The organism is Pseudoalteromonas sp. SG45-2, from assembly GCF_014164115.1.
GTDB classification, from domain to species: Bacteria; Pseudomonadota; Gammaproteobacteria; order Enterobacterales; family Alteromonadaceae; genus Pseudoalteromonas; species Pseudoalteromonas distincta.
Window position 1 is genome coordinate 96,737 of the sequence record NZ_JACJEO010000013.1, and the last position, 22,843, is coordinate 119,579.

Consider the following 22,843-nt stretch of genomic DNA (forward strand, 5'->3'; position numbering starts at 1 on the left):
GTAATAAGTTTCTTCACCCCTATAAATGATAATAAGTTGTTGCATTTTTGTTCTTTGTTCCTAATACTGGTGAACGCCAAGGCTGACAAGCCCTAGTATGAATACCTTAAATGATAATAAAATATTACGTACATAACATTAAGGAATTGTATGAACAACACTAAGCGCACACACACGTTAATTAAACCAAGTCACCTAATTGGTGCTGGGCTTGCTATGCTAATGAGCTTTTCTGCTGCGAGTAAAGACTACAAAATTATATTAATTCACGGGTTACAAACTTCGCAAATAACCAATAAGTCGGGTAGTGATGTAATTAATGACGGTGAAACATATTGGCAATCGTACTGGAATAATCGTGCAGATGAGCGAATTGATTGGCCTGCTTATGAGCGAATTGAAGGTAAAATTGCTACCGATTGGGTGTGGCCAAAGTTAAAGCAAATTTCACGCTCTAATTTATGCAGTGATGGCTGTGTATTTGTAACACATTCAACAGGCGACTTAGTTGCACGCCATATTATTGATAACCAAGAAAACTGGTTAGAAAACGCAGGCTTACAGCCGCTTAATATTGTTGCGACGTTTGATTTAGCAGGCGCGGGTGGTGGAAGTGAGCTTGCAGATGTAGCCGTTAGTGCTTTAACTGGCGCATCATGGAACTTTGCGGTCGATGCAGCACTCAAATGGTGGCTAGGGAGCGATGTAACCGAAGCTGTTGGTGTATTACACGATTTAAAAGTGAATAATGCCCGTAAAATATCGCCATTTCCTGATGCACGTACACCTAGATTACGCTTTGTGGCAGATGGTAATGCGTATTTAGGTTTAACAGGTGGATTTTTAAAAGGTAATGATGATTCGGTTGTAGCATCGCACTCTTCATGTGGTGCAAGTTCGGCTGGCTCGTTTGGAAGTTGTAGCAGCAGTATTGATACAGATGGCCATTTAAAATCGCAAGGTGATGCTGTTAGTAGCTTTATGCCAAATCATTATCCAATGATGATGAGTGACAGTTATAGCCATAACGAAATACATAACGCGCAGCGTAAAGGTAATGTCACAATAGCCATGAATAACGTAAATGTTGAAGGTAATAACGTAGGGTTTAATACGTTTGATAAAACTACAGGTAGTTGGTTTTGGAAAAAACAATATCGTTATATTAGGGATTCAAATAATTTAAGTGCATCAGCACTTATTTATAATGTGATTCCATAACATAGAAGGCGTGTAGTTATACCAATCTGCATAAATCTTTGATCAATTTAACGAATTAAATTCCACTATAACGTCGTTAAAAATTTTTTATTTACGACTGCATGGATGCAGGAGGTAGAGCAATGCAGGGAGCAATTGCCGAGAACAACTAGATACAAAAATTTTTGCCTAGTTCTAGCGTAATTTTCTTGACGTTAAATAGACCCATATATAAGCAGATTGGTATTAAAAACTATACGCCTTATAAAAGATTGAAATATAAAAATGAAAAAATTTTATGTCGTTGCTTTAATTATTAGCACTATTTTATTCTCGCTATGGTTTACTGGTAAAAATGATGCTCATAAAGTTGCTGAGCCAATAAAACCACAGATTAAACACAGCGCGAACGCACCTGACTTATCGCCTGTAAAAGTGATCCCTATAGATGTGCCTAAAGCTAAAAAACCACAATCAAAAAAGCAAATTGCGTTTAATGAAGACCTAACAAAAGCAGCGCAGCAAGTGGTGATGCAATACGAAAGTGCACTTAAGTTTCCTCCTTATTCCCAACCTTTGAGTCCTTTAGATGAAGATCGATTAAAGCCAAATCAGTTTTATCCTGTGTCGAGCCCCATAGGTGAAAGCGGCGATGCTTTAACGGTAAGCCTCAAACAATATCGTTTTGTATATCCAGAAGAAATAACAATAAAGGTAAGCGCTCAAGGGCTTGGTAAAGTGGTCATTGAACTTGCAAATACTGATACAAAGGAAGTATTAAATACCCATACGGGCAATGCGCGTGAAGGTGAGGCAATTATTACATTTAAAGAAGATGAAGATTACCCTCGTAGTTTGCAAGTGTATGTGCAGGGCGATGTTGACGGCAAAAAAGTACCCGTAGTTGCGCAAATTCAATATATGCCGCCAAGTGCTACTTTGACAGGTTTTGAAATTGCTTATGCTCAAAATGAAAACATGATTATGCCAGCTAATTTAACGGTGATAAAAAGTGGTTTGTACCGTGTTAGGGCGAATTTATATAGTGGTGATACACCACTTGCTCATTTGGTATCTAAGGAACGCTTAACACAAGGGAGCCAAACCGTAGACTTAAAAGCTCATTGGTCAGTATTACCTAAGGGCGTTACCGATATGCGCTTAAGTGACTTTGTAATAGAAAGAATGTCGCCAAGCCCAGGTGAGCGTAACAGCTTTGGGAATAGTGAAATAAGCCATTTTGATATAAACGATTTCTCGTACGACAGTTTACAGCAGTTGCCGTATCAGACTAATGCACAAGAAAAGTTAAGTTTAGAGTTTTTACAAGGCCTAGCTGAGAGTTAAAAAGACAACGTAAGGCTGAATTGGTAAATTTAAGGGGGTTGTACATAAATACAACCCCCTTAAATTTGTTAGCCTAGATATGTTAGCTTAGATTTATAGTAACTACACTTGGCGCTTCTTGTTCATCAAGCTCATTAGTAACAGGCACTTTAGGAATGTCTGGCTTATCAAGAGCTATATCGCCACCATCAATGACTTCACCGGTTTGTAAGTTTTTAAAATCAAACAAATCAGCATCAGCTAAGTGTGAAGGCACGACGTTTTGCATTGCTGTAAAAATACTCTCAATACGGCCTGGGTGCTCAGCATCCCATTTAGCGAGCATTGCTTTTGTATGTTTACGCTGTAGGTTTTCTTGCGAACCACATAGGTTACACGGAATAATTGGATAACCTTGTGCAAATGCGTATTGGCTTATATCGCTTTCTTTGCAGTATGCAAGTGGGCGAATAACCATATGCTCGCCGTTATCACTCATTAATTTAGCCGGCATACTTTTTAGTTTTCCACCGTAAAACATATTTAAAAACAACGTTTCAATCATGTCGTCACGATGGTGGCCAAGGGCTATTTTAGTTGCGCCTAACTCATTTGCTGTGCGGTATAAAATACCACGACGCAGTCGTGAGCAAAGTGAACAGGTTGTTTTACCTTCAGGAATAATGTCAGTAACAATGCTGTAGGTATCTTCTTCTACAATTTTGTATTCTACATTTAATTTATCAAGATACTGGGGTAAAACGTGCTCAGGAAACCCTGGTTGTTTTTGATCTAGGTTTACAACAACGAGATCAAACTTTATAGGTGCTACACGTTTTAAATGTTGAAGCATTTCAAGCATTGTGTAGCTGTCTTTGCCACCTGATAAACACACCATTATACGGTCACCTTCTTCAATCATATTGAAGTCCATAACGGCTTGACCAGTTTGGCGACGTAAACGCTTTTGTAGCTTATTTAAGTTAAATTGAGCTTTAGCTTGATCTGAGTGTGACAATTACGCCCCCTAGTAAATCAATACAGCAAAGTTATTTGCTAAAAATAAAGGGGCGTATTATACCCAAACCACCTGAATATGCGAGTTTAGGATGTAATTAAACACGGTATTTTTAGCAAGTAACAAACTGGATGTTACTTGCTAAATTTTTAATTAATCTAGTTTCTTTGCCATCGGGCTTACGTAACCATCGGGCTTAAGTGCTAGTACATCGCAGTCAAGGCTATCAATTACATGCTCTGCTGTATTACCTACTAAAGCGGCACTTAAGCCTGTACGACCAACGGTACCAATAACAACTAATTCGCTATTTAACCGCTTAGCTACATCAGGGATTACATCCTCAGGTAGGCCTTCTTCAATAAAACATTGCTCTTGGCTTAAATTAAACTCAGCAGCAAGTGCATTGGTTGATTCAATGTGGTGTTTTTTAACTGATTCGTTATAAAGTCCAGGGTTAAACTCAGGAATTTCAATTGCTATATTTATGGGCGTTGCAGGATAAGCATTAACTAAATTAAGTTTTGCGTTGGCAAGTTCACATAAAAATTGTGCGTCTTTAATTACCCGTTTATTAAGTGCTACATGTTCTTCGTTTTCACTAACCGCATTCACAGCAGCTAAAATATTACCGTTTTCTGGCCATGCCATTTCTTTAACAAACAACACCGGGGCAGGGCATTTTCGTACTAAATGCCAGTCGGTAGGGGTGAAAATAACGGATTTAAGTGCACCATGTTGATGTGTGCCTTTAATTACTAAATCGTACTTTTGATCAATTACAGTATCGATTATGGCTTCATAAGGACGGTTATGCCAAACCACTTGGGTGTCAATATTTATATCTTTGTAAGGTGAAACCAAATCTTTAAGCCATAGCTGGCGATCTTTTAGTACGGCATCACGCATTGCTTCGCGTTCATCGCCAGATAGCATCGTTGTCATTTCATAAGAGAAGTCGTAAACCGTCATAAAGGCGGTAATACTTGCGCCAGATTTTTTGGCTAAGTCTATTGAACGTGATAAACCGTGTTGATCGTCTTTGGTAGGGTCAATAACCGCAATAATGCGTTTAATAGTGTTCATATGCTACTCCATTTGCCTAACGGGTGTACAATTAGTGTAACGCAAATATAAAACAGTTAAAGGGGTAGCATATAAATTGTTGTTCTAAATCAAACTATTTAATTTAGCGAGGCTTAACGATTGCTGCCGTTTTAGCTAAGGCATCATTATCTAAAATTGTAATAAATTTACCTTCTACTTTTATTAAGTCGGCTTTTTGAAAACGGCTTAATAAACGGCTAATGGTCTCTACGGTAAGGCCTAAGTAGTTACCTATTTCACCGCGAGTCATGGTAAATCTAAATTCTTTGCGTGAAAAACCACGTTCACCAAAACGCTCTGATAAGTTATAAATAAAACTAGCTAAGCGTTCTTCTGCTGATTTTTTATTGAGTAATAACAGCATTTCTTGATCGTATGTAATTTCGCTGCTCATCAAGCGCATTATTTGTTGACGAAGTTTTGGTAATTTACCAGCAAGTTCGTCAAGGGTATCGAATGGTATTTCGCACACCATTGACGTTTCAAGTGCTTGTGAAAAACTCTGGTGCGCCATTTTACTTATCGCGTCAAAGCCTACTAAGTCACCCGCTAAATGAAACCCGGTTATTTGCTCATCACCTTGCTCTGATAATGTGTACGATTTAAATGACCCAGAGCGTACAGCATAAATAGCCTGTAAAGGTGCGTCTGATTCAAATAGATAATCGCCTTTATGGAGTGGTTTTTTTCGCTCAATAATTTCGTCTAGCTTATCCATTTCTTGGCCATTGAGAGAAAATGGCAAGCACAATTGACTAATACTGCAGTTATTACAGCTAATAGCACAATTACCTTTAGCGCGACTTTGAGAGAAATCCATAATTTAATCCGTTTAAATTTTTATACACACGACTGCAAAATAACCATAAAAGGTTAATACTGCGAATAGGTTATTGTATCAGCTTGTCAGTTGCAATTATCAATAAGTAGATACCATACCAGATTATAACACTGCCCAATACAATTCGGGTCCAAGGGTGGTTAATAATACTATTTAGTTTTTGTGCGGTAACGCCTAACGTGATCATTGCGGGGAAAGTACCCAAAGCAAAACATAGCATCACTAAAGCACCGTCTAGGGCACTTGGGCTAGTCATCGCCCATGTAAGTGCTGAGTAAACAAGTCCACATGGAAGCCATCCCCACAAAGCACCGTAACCTAGAGCTTTAAAAGGGGAGTTAATAGGCATTAAGTATTTATTTAGCTTAACAATGTGTTGCCACACTAAGGTTTTACCAATTTTTTCTAACCATTGCAACGTAGGGCCTAAGCGCATTATATACACGCCGACTAGGAGCATAAAAATAGCTGCAATGAATGAAAGTGCTAAAGAAAAAGATGTGTTTTGCCTAGCAAATTGGCTGCTAATACCAGCAACAAGTGCACCTGCTGCCATGTAGCTCAGTGCACGCCCGGTATTATAGGCAAATGAATAGGTGAATGTTTTGCGTTTATCACTTGCCAGTTGTAATGAGCTTGCAATACCGCCGCACATGGCAATGCAATGACCGCTACCTATTAGCCCCATTAAAAATGCGCTGGTGTAAAGAGGGTCAATCATTACTTTTGTTATGTTGCTCTTTGTCGTCTTCAAACAAAATACTATGACCTTGCTTATTTAAATCAGAAAACTGCTCACTTTTTACGGCCCAAAAGAAAACGCCTATAGCAATAATGACAAACAAAATGGCAATAGGGATCAAAATGTAAATTATGCTCATAACTTTAATAGCCTTAGTGAATTACTAATCACAATAATTGAGCTGGCAGACATGCCAATAACAGCCATCCACGGAGCGACTAAGCCCAGCGCTGCCAATGGTAATATGGATGCATTATACAATAAAGACAGCGCAAGGTTTTGCTTAATAATTCGTCTGGTTTGTTTTGCCACATTGAGTAAATGATCAATTGAAGCTAAATCGCTATTAAGGAGCACTACATCGGCGCTATTTTTTGATATGTCAGCACCGGTTTCCATTGCAATGGATAAATGCGCGCTGGCAAATACAGGGCTGTCGTTTACGCCATCGCCGACCATTGCTACAACTTCGTTTTGTGACGCCCATTTTTCAACGGCTGTTTGTTTATCTTGTGGCGAACACCCAGATTGCACACTTTCAAGGTTGAGTTGCTTAGCTACTTTTTGCCCAGCATCTGATGCGTCACCGGTTAACATATGACACGTTAAATTTTGCGATTGAAGTGAGCCTATAAGCTTTTGAGCATCGTTTTTTACTTTATCAATAAAGTAAAAACGTGCAACAACCTGCTTATTTATATACAAGCTTGCTTGTGCATTTGATTTTTTGCTATCAAACCAACCACTTTTACCAATTGCATAATGATTGTTTGCATCTTGTGCGCTAATTCCCAGACCTGGATGCACTTCAACGTTATTAAGATTGTGGTGAGCAGGAGTAATTTCATCAAATGCGCTGGCTATAGGGTGTTCAGAATAACGCTCTAACATAGCTGCTATATCTAGCACTTGCGCTTTTGTGTATTGCTTATCGAGTATATCTACTTCATCTAGGCTAAATTTACCTTGGGTGAGTGTGCCTGTTTTATCAAAGGCAAATAGCGTAATTTGTGAGAGTGTTTCGAGCACATGCGCTTGTTTTATTAATACGCCTTTACGGGTCAAGGTTGCAACCGCGCATGTAAGTGCGGTTGGTATGGCTAAACTCAGGGCACATGGGCAGGTAGCAACTAAAACCGAAATGGTGATCCAAAATGCGTGTTCAGGGTCAATTTGGTACCAGCCAATAGCTGTAAGTGAAGCAAATATAAGTAGGCACGCTATAAACCATTGCGCAACTTTATCTGTAATTTCAACCAGTTTAGGGCGTTTAGTTAATGCGTTGTGTTGCAAGCGGATAATTTGATTTAAAAGCGTATTTTGGCCAATTTTATTAATTTTTATTTCAATAACGCCGTCGTGGTTAACGCAACCGGCATAGACATTGTGGCCGATAAATTTTGTAACGGGTTGGTGTTCGCCCGTCATCATTGATTCATCAACCGTAGTTTTACCCTTTATAAGCTCGCCGTCGGCAGGAATTGTTTCACCCGCTTTAATGAGTACTACGTCATTAAGTTTTAGTTTTTTGGCTGCAATTATAAGTTCTTCACCACTGTCGTTAATGGTGCGGGCTGTTAATGGCAATAATTTTTGTAAGTTGGCAGTAAATTCGCTCGCTTTTAAACGCGCTCTAAATTCAAGGTACTTACCTAATAAAAGTAAAAAGGTAAACATGCACACAGATTCAAAATATACTTCGCCGACTTGCATAAATGTGGCGTAACAACTTGCGCCAAACGCACCAAAAATAGCCAGCGATACGGGTAAATCCATATTGAGCTGTTTTGCTTTTAAGCCATTTATGGCGTTGGTTAAAAAGGGCAGTGCGCTATATAAAATAACCGGAGAGGCAAGTACTAAGCTGATCCATCTAAAATACTGCTCAAAATTGCTGTCCATGCCTGAAAACATGCCAAAGTACATGGCAAACGCAAACATCATAACTTGCATGGTCATTAAGCCTGCAACACCTAAGCGGCGAATATAGGCTTTGGCAGTTTGTTGCTTTTGTTGAGCTTCAGTATCTGATTGAAATGGGTAGGCTTTATAACCAATTTTGGCTAAGGAAGTAATAATTTCACTCAAGGGGGTGCTGGTTTTATCCCATTGGATCATCGCGCGGTTGGTGGAAGTATTTACATCAACCCGTTTTACAGTATTTAAGTTTAAGAGTTGTTTTTCGATAAGCCATGCACACGCTGCGCAGGTTATACCTTCAACACTCAACAATACCTCTGAGATATTGTCGTTAGTAGCTATAAATTCGTCTTGAATATCTTCGTTGTCATAACTTTTTATAAATGCGAGTTGCTCAGGTACCAGTTGCTCAACCTTGCCTGCGCGAACAGTTCGGTATTTATAATAATCAGTCATACCTTGATCAACAATATTTTGCGCAACTGCTTGGCAGCCAATGCAACACATTGGCTGGGCAATATCGTCAATTATAACGTTTGCGCTAAATCCGTTTGGCACACTTTCAAGGCAATGAAAGCAAGAGTGAGACATAGTAATGATTACTTATAGTTAGGAGTAACTAAAACGGTTTCAGCCGTCGGTAGAACAATGTTTTCTTTTAGTTTCCAGCTGCCATCAATTGGCTCAATAAATACAGAGTATGCACCTGGCGTATACTTATCAAGTAATGCAGTAAATTCTTGATTGGCATTAGGCGTAAGTGTTGCCTCAAAGTCATGCGCTTTAATAGTACGGTGGTAAAACGAAAGTTTTAAAACATGCACGTTGCTACTGTCACCTTTTGTAAACTTAAAGCTTACACGCTCGTTGGTTACATTTAATTCGCCATGTAAGTAAAGTGCTTTTGCTTTTTCAAACTTAGTCAGTTCTAAGTTTATTGCTTTGCCTTTTTTGTAGTAGTCGTCAACAACCATATCTGGGCCGTTACCTATTGCCGTAATAAATAAGCTAATACAGCCAATAATGGCAACTAACGGAAAAAAGATTAAAAACCAAGGCCAAAAATTTTTATACCACGGAGTAGGTTGCATAGTGTCTCTAAAATTAGTTTAGGAAGCGTTATTTTATAGGAATTATACGTAAAAGACTAAAAAAAAGCCTCCGACTGGAGGCTTTTTTGATCTGGATTAATCTATTGAATTAAATAAATTAATTTATAAACATTTTATTAACCACGTGCTTATTTATCTTGCGATAAACTGTAAACGTAGGCTGTTAATAAGTGAATCTTATCTTCACCTAAAATGTCTTTCCAAGCAGGCATTACACCAGCACGGCCGTGGTTAAGTGTTTCTTCAACAGCACGTTGAGAACCACCGTATAACCAAATGTTATCAGTCAGGTTAGGCGCGCCAAATGGTAGGTTATGTGCAACCGACCCTTTACCGTCAGCACCGTGACATGCTGCACACATTGCAAACTTAGCTTTACCTGCGGCAGCATCTTTTTGGTTAACAGTACGACCAGAAAGGCTCAGCACATGTGCAGTCATTTCTTTAACGCCTTGCTCACCAAGAGCATCGCCCCAAGCTGGCATTGCAGCTATACGACCATTAAGCAGTGTTTCTCTAATTTTGTCTGGTGTACCGCCATATAACCAATCTTTATCAGTTAGGTTAGGGAAGCCTGTACCACCACGTGCATCAGAGCCGTGACATTGCGCACAGTTTTGTGAGAATAAACGCTGACCAATTTCGATGGCTAGTTGACCATCTGTTTGTTCATGTTTGTCACCATTTTCAAGAGCAACTTGCTGCGCTGCGTCACCTTCAAACTTAGAATTAACTAAATCTAAAACCGGCACTTGTGCAAGTCGATTAAAAATAGGACCAAAGCGTTCTTCTGCAGCTTCATACTCTTTATCAAGTTTAACAAAACGACCTTCTGCTTTGGCCTCTGCAACTGCTTTTTTAGATTCAGCTAAAGACGTAATACCTTGGTTAGAGCTAGTCCATTTACCAAAACCTTCCCAGTTACCTAAACCTGGGAAAGCTGCAAGGTAATATACTGACCAAATAAAAGTTGCGAAAAACATGTAAGTCCACCATTTTGGTAGTGGATTATTTAGCTCTTCAATGCCGTCAAATTCATGTCCACAGCTTTCACCTTCTTTTACGCCAGCATAGTTTTTTAAGTTCCAAACTAATAGGCCAAAGATGATGCATAAGCATGCAAGGGTTAATACAATAACCCAAATACTCCAAAAGCTAGTCATTTTTCAGACTCCTTTTCCTCGTTAGAGAGTGTGTTGTTATGTTTTTTTTCATCTTCGAAAATGGCATTAGCAGCGCTATCAAAACGATTTTTGCTACGCTTGCTGTATGCCCATACAACAATCACAATAAACAATACTAAAATTACCAGAGTCAAAATGCCTCTGTATGTTCCGTAATCCATAATAATTTACTTCAAGTGGGTACCAAGTTGCTGTAAATACGCGATTAGAGCTTGGATTTCTGTTGCGCCTTCGCCGTTATTCATAGCGTTAACTTTTTCAACATCAGCTTTAAGTTCTTCGTCGCTGCCATAACCTAGGCCCGGGTGTTTAGGGTTTTCTGGGTTAATAGCAAAAGTATCACGGAAAATTTGTAGTTTTTTCAGAGTCAGGCTTGTGTCTACCTTATCCTCTGCTAACCAAGGAAAACCTGGCATATTCGACTCAGGAACCACAGCACGTGGGTCAACTAAGTGAGCATAATGCCAATCGTCCGAGTAACGTTTACCAACGCGAGCAAGGTCAGGACCAGTACGTTTAGAACCCCATTGGAAAGGGTGATCCCATACTGATTCGCCTGCTACAGAGTAGTGACCGTAACGCTCAACTTCATCACGAAAAGGGCGGATCATTTGTGAGTGACAGTTATAACAACCTTCACGTACATATATGTCACGGCCTTCCATTTCTAAAGCATTAAGAGGGCGTAGGCCTTCTACTGGTTTAGTTGTGTCGTCTTGGAACATTAGCGGAGTAATTTCAACTAATGCACCAAAGCTGATAGCAAAAACAGTCAGAATAGCCATAAGGCCAACGTTCTTTTCTACTATTTCATGTTTGTTTTGTGAATTTTTATTGCTCATCATCTCACTCCGTTATGCTAATTGTGCTTGCGCGTCTAACTTCAGAGATTCTTTCTCAGCTGAAATTGTACGGAAAACGTTATAAGCCATAACTAACATGCCTGTTACGATGAATACACCGCCTACAAAACGCATAATGTAGAAAGGATGCGACGCTTCTAAAGACTGCACAAAGCTGTACATTAATGTACCGTCGGCATTTACCGCACGCCACATAAGACCTTGCATTACACCAGAGATCCACATTGCAACAATGTATAAAACAACGCCTACAGTGTGTAACCAGAAGTGGGTATTAACTAATTTGACGCTATACATACGACCTTGCGCAAATAACGCAGGAATTAAGTGGTAAATAGCACCAATTGAAATCATAGCAACCCAACCTAGTGCACCTGAGTGTACGTGGCCGATTGTCCAATCTGTGTAGTGAGATAACGCATTTACAGATTTAATTGCCATCATAGGGCCTTCGAACGTAGACATACCGTAGAAAGACAATGAAACAACTAGGAAGCGTAGTACTGGATCAGTACGCAGTTTATGCCATGCGCCTGATAGGGTCATAATACCGTTAATCATACCACCCCAAGACGGTACGAATAGGATAATAGACATAACCATACCTAAACTTTGCGTCCAATCAGGAAGCGCAGTGTAGTGAAGGTGGTGAGGACCTGCCCAGATGTATAATGAAATTAATGCCCAAAAGTGAACTACCGATAAACGGTATGAGTAAACTGGGCGACCTGCTTGTTTTGGTACAAAGTAATACATCATACCCAAGAAACCAGCAGTTAATAGGAAACCTACAGCGTTATGACCGTACCACCACTGAACCATAGCATCTACCGCACCTGCGTAGATTGAGTATGATTTAGTTAACGACACAGGCACTGCCATGCTGTTTACAATGTGTAGTACTGCAACAGTAATAATAAAGCCAGCATAGAACCAGTTAGCAACATAAATGTGCGACACTTTACGCTTGATTAAAGTACCAAAGAATACAATAGCGTAAACAATCCAAACCACAGCGATTAAAATATCGATTGGCCATTCAAGTTCTGCGTATTCTTTTGAGCTAGTAATACCAAGTGGTAATGTAATTACTGCTAATACAATAACTAGCTGCCAGCCCCAAAATGAAAAGGCGGCGAGTTTGTCTGAGAAAAGACGCGTTTGGCAAGTACGTTGTACGACGTAATAAGACGTCGCAAACAGTGCACTAGTACCAAATGCGAAAATTACTGCGTTCGTGTGTAACGGACGTAGTCGAGAGTAAGTTAACCATGGTGTATCAAAGTTAAGTGCTGGCCAAGCTAATTGGGCAGCAATCAGAACCCCAATACTCATGCCAACGATGCCCCAAATCACTGTCATAATAGCGAATTGGCGTACAACCTTATAGTTATACTCAGTTTGTGATGCTACTGTTTGGCTCATTTTCTGGCTTCCGCTGCAATAAATGCGTTTAGAAATGAATTACCCACTATTAAAAGTGGGGCCTACTATTTTTCTCAAGCGTGTTACCTAAAACTTTCAATACATGAAAACTTCAGAAAAAAACTTGAGAAACCCTTATTTTTTGCGGGTGAAATGATAAATTTTTTGGCCTAAAAAAGATAGGTCAATTACATAAAATTATGACATCAATCAAACTTTGTGAGCTTGTTGTTTATTTTTTGATACAGTTTGTGCCTAATTTGGCCTAATAGTAACACTCGCACTTGTTATTTACAGTCACGATTATTAGTATTTGCTTTTCTTTAGTGCGAAATTGTTATGCTTATATATAGGTTAAGTTTATTCACTGTGGTGTTTTTTTTATTAACAGCGTGTGATTTTTCTAAAAATACAGATGAAAAATTTCTTAAAAATGCCCAGTGCGAAGCCAATTTGCCTTGTACTTTTTCAAATGATGTTAAAGTATGGTTAAGCGAGAAAACCCTTTCCCCCGAAACCCCATTTACTATCTTTAGTGACTTACCTGCAAACGTTACAATTGAAGATGCCAAGCTTAAAGGCATCACTATGTACATGGGTTACATTCCCCAAAAATTTAAAAAACATAATGATCTTTGGCAAAGTAATACTATGGTTGGTATTTGTTCAGAGCAAAATATGCTTTGGAATTTAGAACTAACCGTTAAAGATAATGCCACCTCTGTAATACAAACACTCAATTACTCTTTTTACGTAACGTATTAAAGTTGCGACTACAAACTCTTGTATACAGCTTACATTTTTGATGTGAGTTCGTTTTCTTATACATACGATTATTTGAGTGACAAGATCAATAAAATTGCCTTTTTAGGTTTTAATACTGACAAAACTTCAATAGTGAATAAGTGCTCTCAAAAAGTTCAACTTTAATTACGACTGAATAAAAAAATCTAATCAAAAAACCTTCCAAAGAGACTAAATAAGACTATTTAAGCATCAAGTATGCATAAATATGGTTATTAATTAACATTTAGTTTTGCGGTTTTAATAATGTGCTGTGATTAAGTTGTTAATTTGTCTGTTTTTGGTACGTAGCTCAGTTAATTACATTTGATTACAAAGTGAATCACTTTGGTTTCAGGTGTGTTTCTAATGTTTCCTTTTCTTTTCAAGGTATTGTTTTCAAAGTGTATTTATTAATTAACACTGAAACATAATGTAACCTATGTACCTACTATGGTTATTCCATTTTATTTCTTGATATAAATTGAGCTGCCATTAAGTTTTCGTTCAGTTAAAAGCGCCTAAGTTGCCCACCTGACTCACTATTCTAATAAAAAGTGAGCATTACCAATAAAGGTAAATTTCCAACAAGTAGGGTTCTTTCATGAAAAAATCAACTCTTGGTTTAGCTGTAATCGCAGCATTTCCAATGTTCTCAAGTGTGCAAGTTCTTGCTGCTGAAGACTCAGCACAAGCAATCGAAAAAATTCAAGTAACGGGTTCTCGCATTAAGCGCGCAGATATGGAAACCGCTAGCCCAGTTACTATTATCGGTGCTGACGATATTGCTGCTTCAGGCGCAGTATCAGTAGATTCTGTACTACAAAAAATGACCGCTACAGGCGGCGCAATGACAAACCCAGGTATCAATAATGGTTCTGGTGGTAATGCATCAATTGATTTACGTGGTTTAGGTTCACAACGTACTTTAGTACTTGTAAACGGCCGCCGTATGATCAACTCAGGTACAGGCGCAGCTTCTACAGTTGATTTAAATACTATCCCAGTATCTATGATCAAGCATATTGAAGTACTTAAAGATGGCGCATCTGCTGTTTATGGTACTGATGCTGTTGCGGGTGTTGTAAATATTATCTTAAAAGATAACTTTGAAGGCCTAGACCTTAATGTTAAATCAGCAATCACTACTGAAGGTGACGCAGATGAAACGTCTTTTGATATTACAATGGGTGGTAACTTCGGTCGTGGTAACGTTGTAATCGGTTTGCAGTACACAGACCGTGGCGATGCTTCTCAGGCTGATCGTAGCTTTTCTGATTGTCCATTAACTGAAGATGGCGATGGCAGTGCTCCGTACTGTTCTGGTTCTTCTTATACTCCTAATGGCCATGTTTGGTCAGGTGATGAATCTTTACAAGGTCAAGCTGATAATGGTTGGCACGACTTTGGTACTAGTGATGCTTACAACTATTCGCAATCTAGCTACTTATACACGCCAATGCGTCGTTTAAACCTTACAGGTATTGGTAGTTTTGATTTAACTGATGACACGCGTTTATACTCTGAATTTACATACTCAAAACGTTGGTCAGAGCAGCAATTAGCACCTCAACCAGTATGGTTCGACTTTGACTACGCTGAGTGGATGGGTGATTCTTTAATCGACCAAAATATTAATTACGGTGATGAAGTTTCTTACGGCCGTCGTATGGTTGACACTGGTACACGTGATTCATCTCAAGTAGTTGATACAGTTCGTTCTGTTATCGGTGCTGCAGGTTATTTAGATAACGGTTTAGAGTGGGATACATCAGTAATTTTTGGTCGTAATGACTCAGTAGATCGCTTAAGCAACCTTCACAATATGGGTTCAATTCAAAGCGAAATTGAAGCTGGTAACTTTAACCCACTTTCACAAGCTTCATGGTCAAGCAGTAGCTTTAGTGATTATGTTTACACTGAGCAAAACTCAGGCGGCAGTCAATTATTTATGATTACAGCTGCGCTTTCTGGTGAGTTAATGGAAGTACCTGCGGGCTTTGTAGGTTTTGCTGCAGGTCTTGAACGCCGTGAAGAAAAAGCGTGGTACACACCAGATTCGATCACTTCACAAGGTCTTGCAAATGATCCACGCGTTGATGCAACAAGCGGTCGTTTTGATGTAAACGAAGCATACCTTGAGCTGGCTATTCCTTTAGTTGCAGATGCTTATCTTGCACAAAATGTAGAATTAAGCGCTGCGATCCGTGCTTTTGATTACAGCACATTTGGTTCTGATGAAACGTGGAAACTTGGTTTAACTTGGCGTGTAAACGACGAATTAATGCTTCGTGGTGTTCGTTCTACAGCTTTCCGTGCTCCTACAGTTGCTGAGCTATACTCAGGTGATTCTCCATCTTATGAGCAAGTTAGCTTCACCGGTGCACAAGATCAGGCTGAAGTAACCGTTGGTGGTAATGACCAATTAACACCTGAATTAGCTGATACAGTTACCGTTGGTGTAGTTTACGAACCAGAATGGTTTGAAGGTTTCTCAATGACGTTAGATTACTACGACATTGAAATCGAAAACGCTATTGCTACAGTAAACAACCAATACATTGTTGATTCATGTCTTGCAACAGATGGCTCTTTAGCGAATCAATCAACAGCACTTTGTAGTTCAGCAAATATCGATTTTAACCAAAGCACAGGTCGTATCGCGTTTAATAACCAACTACAAAACGTAGGTTATGAGCAAACAAAAGGTTATGACTTAAACTTAAATTACAAATTTGATTTAGCTGGCCTTGCTTGGAATACGTCATTAGATGTTACTTACCTTGACGAGTACACTGTTGATGTTATTGAATCAAGCATTGATTACGCTGGTTTAATTACTTCTGGTATAGGTGGTTATGCTGACGTAAAAGCAAACTTCGAGCTAGATGTTAAAGGTGATGCTTGGTCTGCTAACTACAAAGCACGTTACATTGCAGGAATGGATAGCTACAGCTGTTTAGGTAAAGAATCTACATGTTATGCTCCAACAACACCATCTGTTGTTTACCATGATGTGAGCGGTTCTTACTTTATCAGTGACATGGTTTCGTTAACTGCAGGTGTAAATAACTTATTCGATAAGCAACCACCATACTACTCAGGTAACAACGATTCTAATACTGACCCGTACACATATGATGTACTTGGCCGTCGTGTATTTGCTGGTGTAAACGTTAAATTTTAACTAGCACATTAATCTTATTAAGGCTCAGTATTTACTGAGCCTTTTTTATTGAACAAAATAAAGGAGACAAGTACACTAAAACGATATTTTAGAAGGAGAACTGATTGTTAAAACAAGATGAAAACTTATCTTTTGTCATTGAACCAGAACTAACTCCTCGTTCTGAACAGCGCATAGATCTGTATTTTTCTATCCCTAATGAAATGGGGATTAATCCGCAAACACTTACCGAAGAATCTTACTTTAATAACCACTTTAAATCGCACTTAGCGTATAACGCTAACAATATACACTTGCCTTTAGTGCGAAGCCGTTTTGTTAGTAAAAACAAAGGTGAGCAACAAGATTACCGGCAAAATCTTAATTTATTTTGTTACCAAGTACGTTTAGCCCTTGATGCCGATATAAAAGACGCGTTAAAAATTGATGAGGCAGAAGATTTTTATAAACGTGCTAACGAGGTATATGAGCAAAGCGAAGGACTTTTAAAAAAGCTGCGTCGCTACACACCAGATGACGAAAAACTACTGCCATTTTTTACCAATGCTGATAACTATTTAAGTTGGCATGTTGAGCAATCTTTTTTAAAGCTTTTAGATGAAGGCCCACGTAGTAGCGATTATGCAAAAGAGCGTAACGATTTACTGCAGTTTTGTAAAAGCGAAAATACGTATCGAGCAGAGAAAAGCTACAACTCTGAAACAACCATGCAAGACGCAAATCGAATAACAAATAAAATGCGCTTGTTACAACGCTTAATTGAGCACGGCGTAATATTACAGCGTCAAACGCGGTTTCTTAACAGCTACCTTAAGCGATTAGTTAAAGGCACTGTTACAGCTGTTATCATGGCATTTGTGATGGTTGTGATACTTAATGCCCGCTCAACGTTTACGGAAGTCACCGCGACGCTTATTTTAATTTTAGGAGTTATTTACGGGCTGCGTGAAATATTTAAAGAAGATATTACACGTATGATTTGGCGAGCCATTGTACAAGGGCGACCTAAGTGGCGATTTAGTTTTAAAAATAGTATTACTAAAGACAAAGTAGCGAGTCAGCTAATTTGGCTTGAATACATGCGCTTTAAAAAAATACCTAAAGAAGTGAAATCTATTTTTTCAAAACGTCGTCAACAAAATAAACAAGCTGCGCAGTGGTTACACTTTGCAAGTGAGACACGTGTTAGTGCGAAAGAATTTTTGCCCGGCTACGATACACTACAGCACACGCTACAATTTAATCTTGCACCATTTGCACGTTATTTAAAACGTGGTGAAGGGAAGCTATATCATTTAGACAGTAATAAAATTTCTAAGCAGGCTGTAGAAAGGCGTTATCAATTAAACATGGTACTTGTTCTAACTGAGGAAGATAAAACACTCTATCAACGCTATAAAATAACGTTAAATCGCAGTAAAATCGTTAATATTGAGCTTATCTACTCCAAAAAATGAGTTTTATTAATTTAAAAAGGGGCTGATACAATCAGCCCCTAATATTTGGTCAGTTTATTTATTAGCTAAGCCATGTTTGCTATATAAAGTTACTTTGTCTGATACTAGCGTGATCTCGATATTTTTTGCTTCATCGCCCCATACACAGTTAGTATGTAGTGTTTTTTCAACACAGTTATCAGCACTGCCTAAAATAGTTTCAACTTCAGTCTTATCCATGCCTACTTTAATTTTTTCATAGTTTTCAAGACTTACCTTAGAACAAGCCGCAAGGCTTAATGTAGCTGCGATGATAAGGAGTTTTTTCATTATTATATCCTACTTAATATTAATGTTTGAATTTTCTGATCTGGACAATCATGCCCATTCGTGGATGGTCAAAGTAATGTACTTCACCACTAATTACACGTCTAAACTGAGAAAAACGGGCTGACTCTATATCGCCGTTTTCTAGCTTTTGGCTAATATCAAAATTAGCTGTTATGTATAAATAATGTCGTAAATGTATTTTAAATAAACCGTCTAGTTCCCACTCTGCTTTTGGTTGATCTGGGTCGTTAAATAGTGCCGGTTGTGAATTTAATAAACTTACAAAATCAGGGTTTGAATAGCTAGGTGTTACATTGGGTTCATTTTTAAGATGCTTACCCGCTATTAAATGCATGCTTGGGGCGCGTGACTTGCTTGCGCCTTCAAAGCGCCAGCCAGTATGTAGAATAGGTGTTAAGCCTTTGCGGTCCAGTTGCCTATATTGCGCTTTAAATTGCAGCTGTTGCGGCGCTAATAAATAGGTTTGCTGCATATCATCTTTAGCGGGTGCTAAAGGCGTTACAGGTAGCTCATCGTAGCTTTGTAGGTAGTCAATACTGTTGTCACATACACCCGATTGCGGGTTTGAATTAACTAATGAATCAGTAAAAGTGCGTTTTTGAAAACGCTCATCGCCATCTATGCAGGCCTGCATTGCTTGTTCAGTGTAAAGAGGGGTCAGTAAGTCTAGCGTATTTTTATCTTCAATAGCTTTGTGCTTAAGGCTAAAGTCTTCTTGTAAATACGGGGCAGGGCGCTGTTTAAATACAAGCACCTCAACCTCAAACCAGCGTTCTGCAAATGCAGTGCTGCTAAATAAGCAGCATAAAACAATAAGCGATTTTTTTAGCAACATTAATGGCTAACCTTTTTTTCGAAATCTGCAATCATTGCAGTGACCATTTTTAAGCGTTCGCGGGCATTTGCCTCACTAATTGCAAAGCGCAGTTTATTTGCGCCATCCATTTTGTACACCTTAGGTGCACTTTGTATCAAGCCAATGATGAAGCTAGGGTTAACCTTGGTATCTTGGCTAAACTCAAAGTAACCACCTTTTGGGTTTGCCTCAATTTTAGTTATACCTAAACTACTAGCTTTCATTTTTAATAATTGTAGGCTAAATAGGTTTTTAGCAGCATCAGGTAGTAAACCAAAGCGGTCTATTAGTTCTACCTGAAGTTCATCCATATCATCAAGGTTAGCACAACTTGCAATGCGCTTATACATACCCAAGCGTGCATTAACATCGTGTATGTAGTCATCAGGTAATAATGCAGCCAGCTTTAAATCTACTTCGGTTTGTTTTTGAAGTAGGTTTTCAAGCGTTGGCTCTTTACCTTCGCGCAGCGCATTTACGGCTTGTTCGAGCATTTCCATATACAAACTAAAGCCGATGGTTTGCATTTGGCCTGATTGATCATCGCCAAGTAGCTCACCCGCACCACGAATTTCTAAGTCATGTGTAGCGAGGGCAAAACCTGCACCTAAGTCCTCTAATGATTCAATTGCTTGTAAGCGTTTACTCGCATCTTTAGAAAGGGCTTTAGGGTCACCTGTTAGTAGGTAGGCATACGCTTGATGGTGGCTTCGCCCAACTCGTCCACGTAATTGGTGCAACTGGGCAAGGCCGAGTTTATCTGCTCTGTCCATGATAATGGTATTAGCCGTAGGCACATCAATACCGGTTTCGATAATCGTGGTACATACCAGCACGTTGTATTTTTGATGGTAAAAGTCAGTCATTATTTGCTCAAGCTCTTGCTCGCGCATTTGGCCATGGGCTGTAGTCACACTGGCTTCAGGTACCCATTCACTAATTTCTTGTGCAACACGCTCGATAGTTTCTACGTTGTTATGTAAAAAGTAAACTTGGCCACCGCGTTTAATTTCTCGCAGTACCGCTTCGCGTATTAGTTCTACATCGCGTTGGCGTACAAAGGTTTTTACCGCTAAACGTTTAGCCGGTGGCGTTGCGATTATCGATAAATCGCGCATGCCGCTCATGGCCATGTTGAGTGTACGAGGTATTGGCGTTGCAGTCAGTGTGAGTATGTCTACATCGGCGCGCAGTGCTTTAATTTTCTCTTTTTGGCGAACACCAAAGCGATGCTCTTCATCAACAATTAACAAGCCTAAATCGTTAAATTTAATGTCTTGTTGAATAAGTTTATGCGTGCCAATAACTATATCGAGCTTACCATTGGCCATTTTTTCAAGTGTGTCTTTTTGCTCTTTAGTGGAGTTAAAGCGCGAAAGCACACCTACTTCAATAGGAAAATCAGCAAAACGGTCTTTAAAGTTTTCAAAGTGCTGCTGAGCCAGCAAGGTGGTAGGCACTAAAATGGCTACCTGTTTATCATCGTTAACTGCTACAAAAGCAGCGCGCATGGCCACTTCTGTTTTACCAAAGCCTACGTCACCACACACTAAACGATCCATCGCTTGTTTTGATTGCATATCACCTAATACGGCTTCTATGGCGTTGCGCTGATCGTCAGTTTCTTCAAACGGAAAGCTATCGCTAAATTGTCGATATGCGGGGGCATCTAGAGTAAATTTATTACCAGGTTTTGCTTGGCGCTGAGCATAAATGTCGAGTAATTCTGCGGCTACATCGCGAACTTTTTCAGCAGCACGTTTTTTTGCTTTTTCCCATGCATCTGAGCCAAGCTTATGCAGTGGGGCGCTGGCTTCTTCACCGCCAGAGTAACGACTCAGCATATGCAATGCAGATACTGGCACGTACAATTTAGCTTCACTTGCGTAAGTAATCGTAACAAACTCAGTAACTACACCTGCAGCATCAATTGTTTGCAACCCCTGATAACGGCCAACACCGTGATCAAGATGCACAACAGGTTGACCTTCTTTAAGCTCGGCTAAATTACGAATTAGCGCATCTTGGCTGGCTTCGTACTTGTGCTTGCGGCGTCTGCGCTGAGATACTTTTATGCCAAGCAGTTCTTGCTCGGTAATAATAGAAAGGCTTGGTTTAGTGCCAAGTACTACACTTTGCTCGAGCGGGCTTACTATTAAGCCTACGTCACTTGCACTTTTTATAAATTGTTCGAGTGTTTCAAATTCTTTAAATTTTAAACCGCTTGGTTTTAAAATGCTCAGCAATGATTCGCGACGACCGTCCGATTCAACACTGAGTAATATGCGGCCTTTTTTCTTTTTTTGCTCTGCTACATAATTTATAAACGCGCCATAAGGTTCATGCTGTTTATGATCAATTCGAATGGCTGGCAGCTCGCTAACGCTTAAGTTTTTATTACCCGCTTTAGTGCCAAGCTTTGCAAGGGATAATCTAATACGTGCAAAATTGCCTAAATTAGAAAACAGCTCTTCAATAGGCTGATAAAGCGCATTGGGTTCAAGTAATGGACGAAGTGGGTCAACTCTGCGGTTTTCATAGCGTACATTTACATCGTGCCAAAAGTTATCTGCCGCGTGCTCTAAATCACCCAGCTGCATAACGGTTGTTGTATCTGGCAGGTAGTCAAAAATAGTCGCGAGCTTTTCAAAAAACAACGGCATGTAGTATTCAATACCTGCAGGCCAGTTACCTTTGCTTACTTGCATGTATACTGAATCTTGCTGCGAGCTTGCGCCAAATTTTTCACGGTAGCTTATTCTAAAGCGTTCTATATCAGCGTCGTTAGTAGGAAATTCATGCGCTGGAAGTAGCTCAATTTTATCTACTTTTTCATCAGAGCGCTGTGTTTCTACATCAAATAAGCGAATGGTATCGAGTTCGTCATCAAAAAAGTCGAGTCTGAATGGGTGTGGGCTACCCATTGGGTATAAGTCAACGATAGAGCCGCGTATAGCGTATTCGCCGTGCTCCATTACTTGTTGAACATTTAAATAACCGGCTTGCTCTAAATTGTCACGAAAGTTATGAGTGTCTAGTTTGTCGCCTACTTTAAAGTTTATTGTTGAACCGTAAATAAATGAGGCCGGGGCTGTGCGCAACATTAAAGTAGATACAGGCACAATTAACACACTTTGTTGTTCTTTTTTTAAGGTGTTTAAAGTGGCCAAACGGGCTGAAATAATATCTTGATGGGGAGAAAAATGATCGTATGGCAGAGTTTCCCAATCAGGAAATACCATGACTGGGTTATCGGGTAATAAATATTCTAATTCTGTTTCAAGGCGCAGTGCACTTGGTGTATCAGGCGTAACAATTAAGACTAAGTTATCTTGTTGTTTAACGCCTTCAGCAATAGCAATACTTAAACCACTTCCGCTTAGCTGGCCCCATTGAATTTTATCTTTATGAGATTTTACCCAAGGCAAGGCTGCCCATTGCTCAAACGCCATTTATTACTCCATTTATAGTTGGCTCTTAGCAAGTAAGAGC

At 39.4% G+C, this 22,843-nt stretch carries 19 protein-coding genes; 5 read left to right on the forward strand and 14 right to left on the reverse strand.

Annotation, left to right across the window (positions count from 1 at the left end):
• The first annotated feature begins 150 nt into the window (after positions 1 to 150).
• Both H5116_RS11200 and H5116_RS11205 read left to right on the forward strand, forming a co-directional pair.
• The gene (locus H5116_RS11200) at positions 151 to 1,221 is read left to right on the forward strand and encodes a hypothetical protein (protein ID WP_182671759.1); all 1,071 of its coding nucleotides are present in this window, start codon (positions 151 to 153) and stop codon (positions 1,219 to 1,221) included.
• Between the two features lie 264 nt (positions 1,222 to 1,485).
• Entirely contained in the window at positions 1,486 to 2,547 is a 1,062-nt protein-coding gene (locus H5116_RS11205; RefSeq protein WP_182671758.1) for a hypothetical protein, read from the forward strand.
• 82 nt (positions 2,548 to 2,629) lie between these two features.
• On the opposite strand, the gene ttcA is transcribed toward H5116_RS11205, so the two are convergent.
• The 11 genes from ttcA to ccoN form a co-directional block, all read right to left on the reverse strand.
• Entirely contained in the window at positions 2,630 to 3,544 is a 915-nt protein-coding gene (gene ttcA / locus H5116_RS11210) for a tRNA 2-thiocytidine(32) synthetase TtcA (RefSeq protein ID WP_002963067.1), read from the reverse strand.
• A gap of 153 nt (positions 3,545 to 3,697) precedes the next feature.
• Positions 3,698 to 4,630, reverse strand: coding sequence for a universal stress protein UspE (uspE, locus tag H5116_RS11215; protein WP_182716156.1), 933 nt, complete (start codon positions 4,628 to 4,630; stop codon positions 3,698 to 3,700).
• A 103-nt stretch (positions 4,631 to 4,733) separates the two neighbouring features.
• On the reverse strand, positions 4,734 to 5,471 hold the full coding sequence (locus H5116_RS11220) for an FNR family transcription factor (RefSeq protein ID WP_182693346.1): 738 nt from the start codon (positions 5,469 to 5,471) through the stop codon (positions 4,734 to 4,736).
• 70 nt (positions 5,472 to 5,541) lie between these two features.
• Positions 5,542 to 6,213: a sulfite exporter TauE/SafE family protein gene (locus H5116_RS11225; RefSeq protein ID WP_039490095.1), complete on the reverse strand. Its 672-nt coding sequence runs from the start codon at positions 6,211 to 6,213 to the stop codon at positions 5,542 to 5,544.
• The gene (gene ccoS / locus H5116_RS11230) at positions 6,206 to 6,373 is read right to left on the reverse strand and encodes a cbb3-type cytochrome oxidase assembly protein CcoS (RefSeq protein ID WP_002963071.1); all 168 of its coding nucleotides are present in this window, start codon (positions 6,371 to 6,373) and stop codon (positions 6,206 to 6,208) included. Before ccoS ends, H5116_RS11225 begins: the two co-directional genes overlap by 8 nt.
• Positions 6,370 to 8,745, reverse strand: a complete 2,376-nt coding sequence (locus H5116_RS11235; protein WP_182716157.1) for a heavy metal translocating P-type ATPase — start codon at positions 8,743 to 8,745, stop codon at positions 6,370 to 6,372. Before H5116_RS11235 ends, ccoS begins: the two co-directional genes overlap by 4 nt.
• Positions 8,746 to 8,753: 8 nt before the next feature.
• Positions 8,754 to 9,245 carry a FixH family protein gene (locus H5116_RS11240; RefSeq protein WP_002963075.1) on the reverse strand — a complete coding sequence of 164 codons (492 nt, stop codon included), beginning with the start codon at positions 9,243 to 9,245 and terminating at the stop codon, positions 8,754 to 8,756.
• Between the two features lie 149 nt (positions 9,246 to 9,394).
• Positions 9,395 to 10,429, reverse strand: coding sequence for a cytochrome-c oxidase, cbb3-type subunit III (ccoP, locus tag H5116_RS11245; RefSeq protein ID WP_138488889.1), 1,035 nt, complete (start codon positions 10,427 to 10,429; stop codon positions 9,395 to 9,397).
• Complete coding sequence (locus H5116_RS11250; protein ID WP_024597380.1) at positions 10,426 to 10,611, reverse strand: CcoQ/FixQ family Cbb3-type cytochrome c oxidase assembly chaperone; 186 nt, start codon at positions 10,609 to 10,611, stop codon at positions 10,426 to 10,428. Before H5116_RS11250 ends, ccoP begins: the two co-directional genes overlap by 4 nt.
• A gap of 6 nt (positions 10,612 to 10,617) precedes the next feature.
• Positions 10,618 to 11,292 carry a cytochrome-c oxidase, cbb3-type subunit II gene (gene ccoO, locus H5116_RS11255; protein WP_024597379.1) on the reverse strand — a complete coding sequence of 225 codons (675 nt, stop codon included), beginning with the start codon at positions 11,290 to 11,292 and terminating at the stop codon, positions 10,618 to 10,620.
• 12 nt (positions 11,293 to 11,304) lie between these two features.
• Positions 11,305 to 12,738, reverse strand: coding sequence for a cytochrome-c oxidase, cbb3-type subunit I (gene ccoN, locus H5116_RS11260; protein ID WP_002961515.1), 1,434 nt, complete (start codon positions 12,736 to 12,738; stop codon positions 11,305 to 11,307).
• 339 nt (positions 12,739 to 13,077) lie between these two features.
• On the opposite strand from ccoN, the gene H5116_RS11265 reads away from it, so the two are divergent.
• The 3 genes from H5116_RS11265 to H5116_RS11275 all read left to right on the forward strand — a co-directional run bounded on the left by H5116_RS11265 (position 13,078) and on the right by H5116_RS11275 (position 18,165).
• Complete coding sequence (locus H5116_RS11265; RefSeq protein ID WP_039490088.1) at positions 13,078 to 13,503, forward strand: hypothetical protein; 426 nt, start codon at positions 13,078 to 13,080, stop codon at positions 13,501 to 13,503.
• A gap of 622 nt (positions 13,504 to 14,125) precedes the next feature.
• Positions 14,126 to 16,708 carry a TonB-dependent receptor gene (locus H5116_RS11270; protein WP_182671753.1) on the forward strand — a complete coding sequence of 861 codons (2,583 nt, stop codon included), beginning with the start codon at positions 14,126 to 14,128 and terminating at the stop codon, positions 16,706 to 16,708.
• Between the two features lie 104 nt (positions 16,709 to 16,812).
• Positions 16,813 to 18,165, forward strand: coding sequence for a hypothetical protein (locus H5116_RS11275; RefSeq protein WP_024597376.1), 1,353 nt, complete (start codon positions 16,813 to 16,815; stop codon positions 18,163 to 18,165).
• A gap of 54 nt (positions 18,166 to 18,219) precedes the next feature.
• Here the strand turns inward: H5116_RS11275 and H5116_RS11280 are convergent, their stop codons facing one another.
• The 3 genes from H5116_RS11280 to mfd are packed head-to-tail and all read right to left on the reverse strand — an operon-like array spanning position 18,220 to position 22,803.
• Positions 18,220 to 18,474 carry a lipoprotein gene (locus H5116_RS11280; protein ID WP_024597375.1) on the reverse strand — a complete coding sequence of 85 codons (255 nt, stop codon included), beginning with the start codon at positions 18,472 to 18,474 and terminating at the stop codon, positions 18,220 to 18,222.
• 19 nt (positions 18,475 to 18,493) lie between these two features.
• Positions 18,494 to 19,330, reverse strand: a complete 837-nt coding sequence (locus H5116_RS11285) for a peptidoglycan binding protein CsiV (RefSeq protein ID WP_182693199.1) — start codon at positions 19,328 to 19,330, stop codon at positions 18,494 to 18,496.
• Positions 19,330 to 22,803, reverse strand: coding sequence for a transcription-repair coupling factor (gene mfd / locus H5116_RS11290; protein ID WP_182716158.1), 3,474 nt, complete (start codon positions 22,801 to 22,803; stop codon positions 19,330 to 19,332). The genes H5116_RS11285 and mfd overlap by 1 nt, the downstream gene beginning before the upstream one ends.
• Between the last annotated feature and the right edge of the window lie 40 nt (positions 22,804 to 22,843).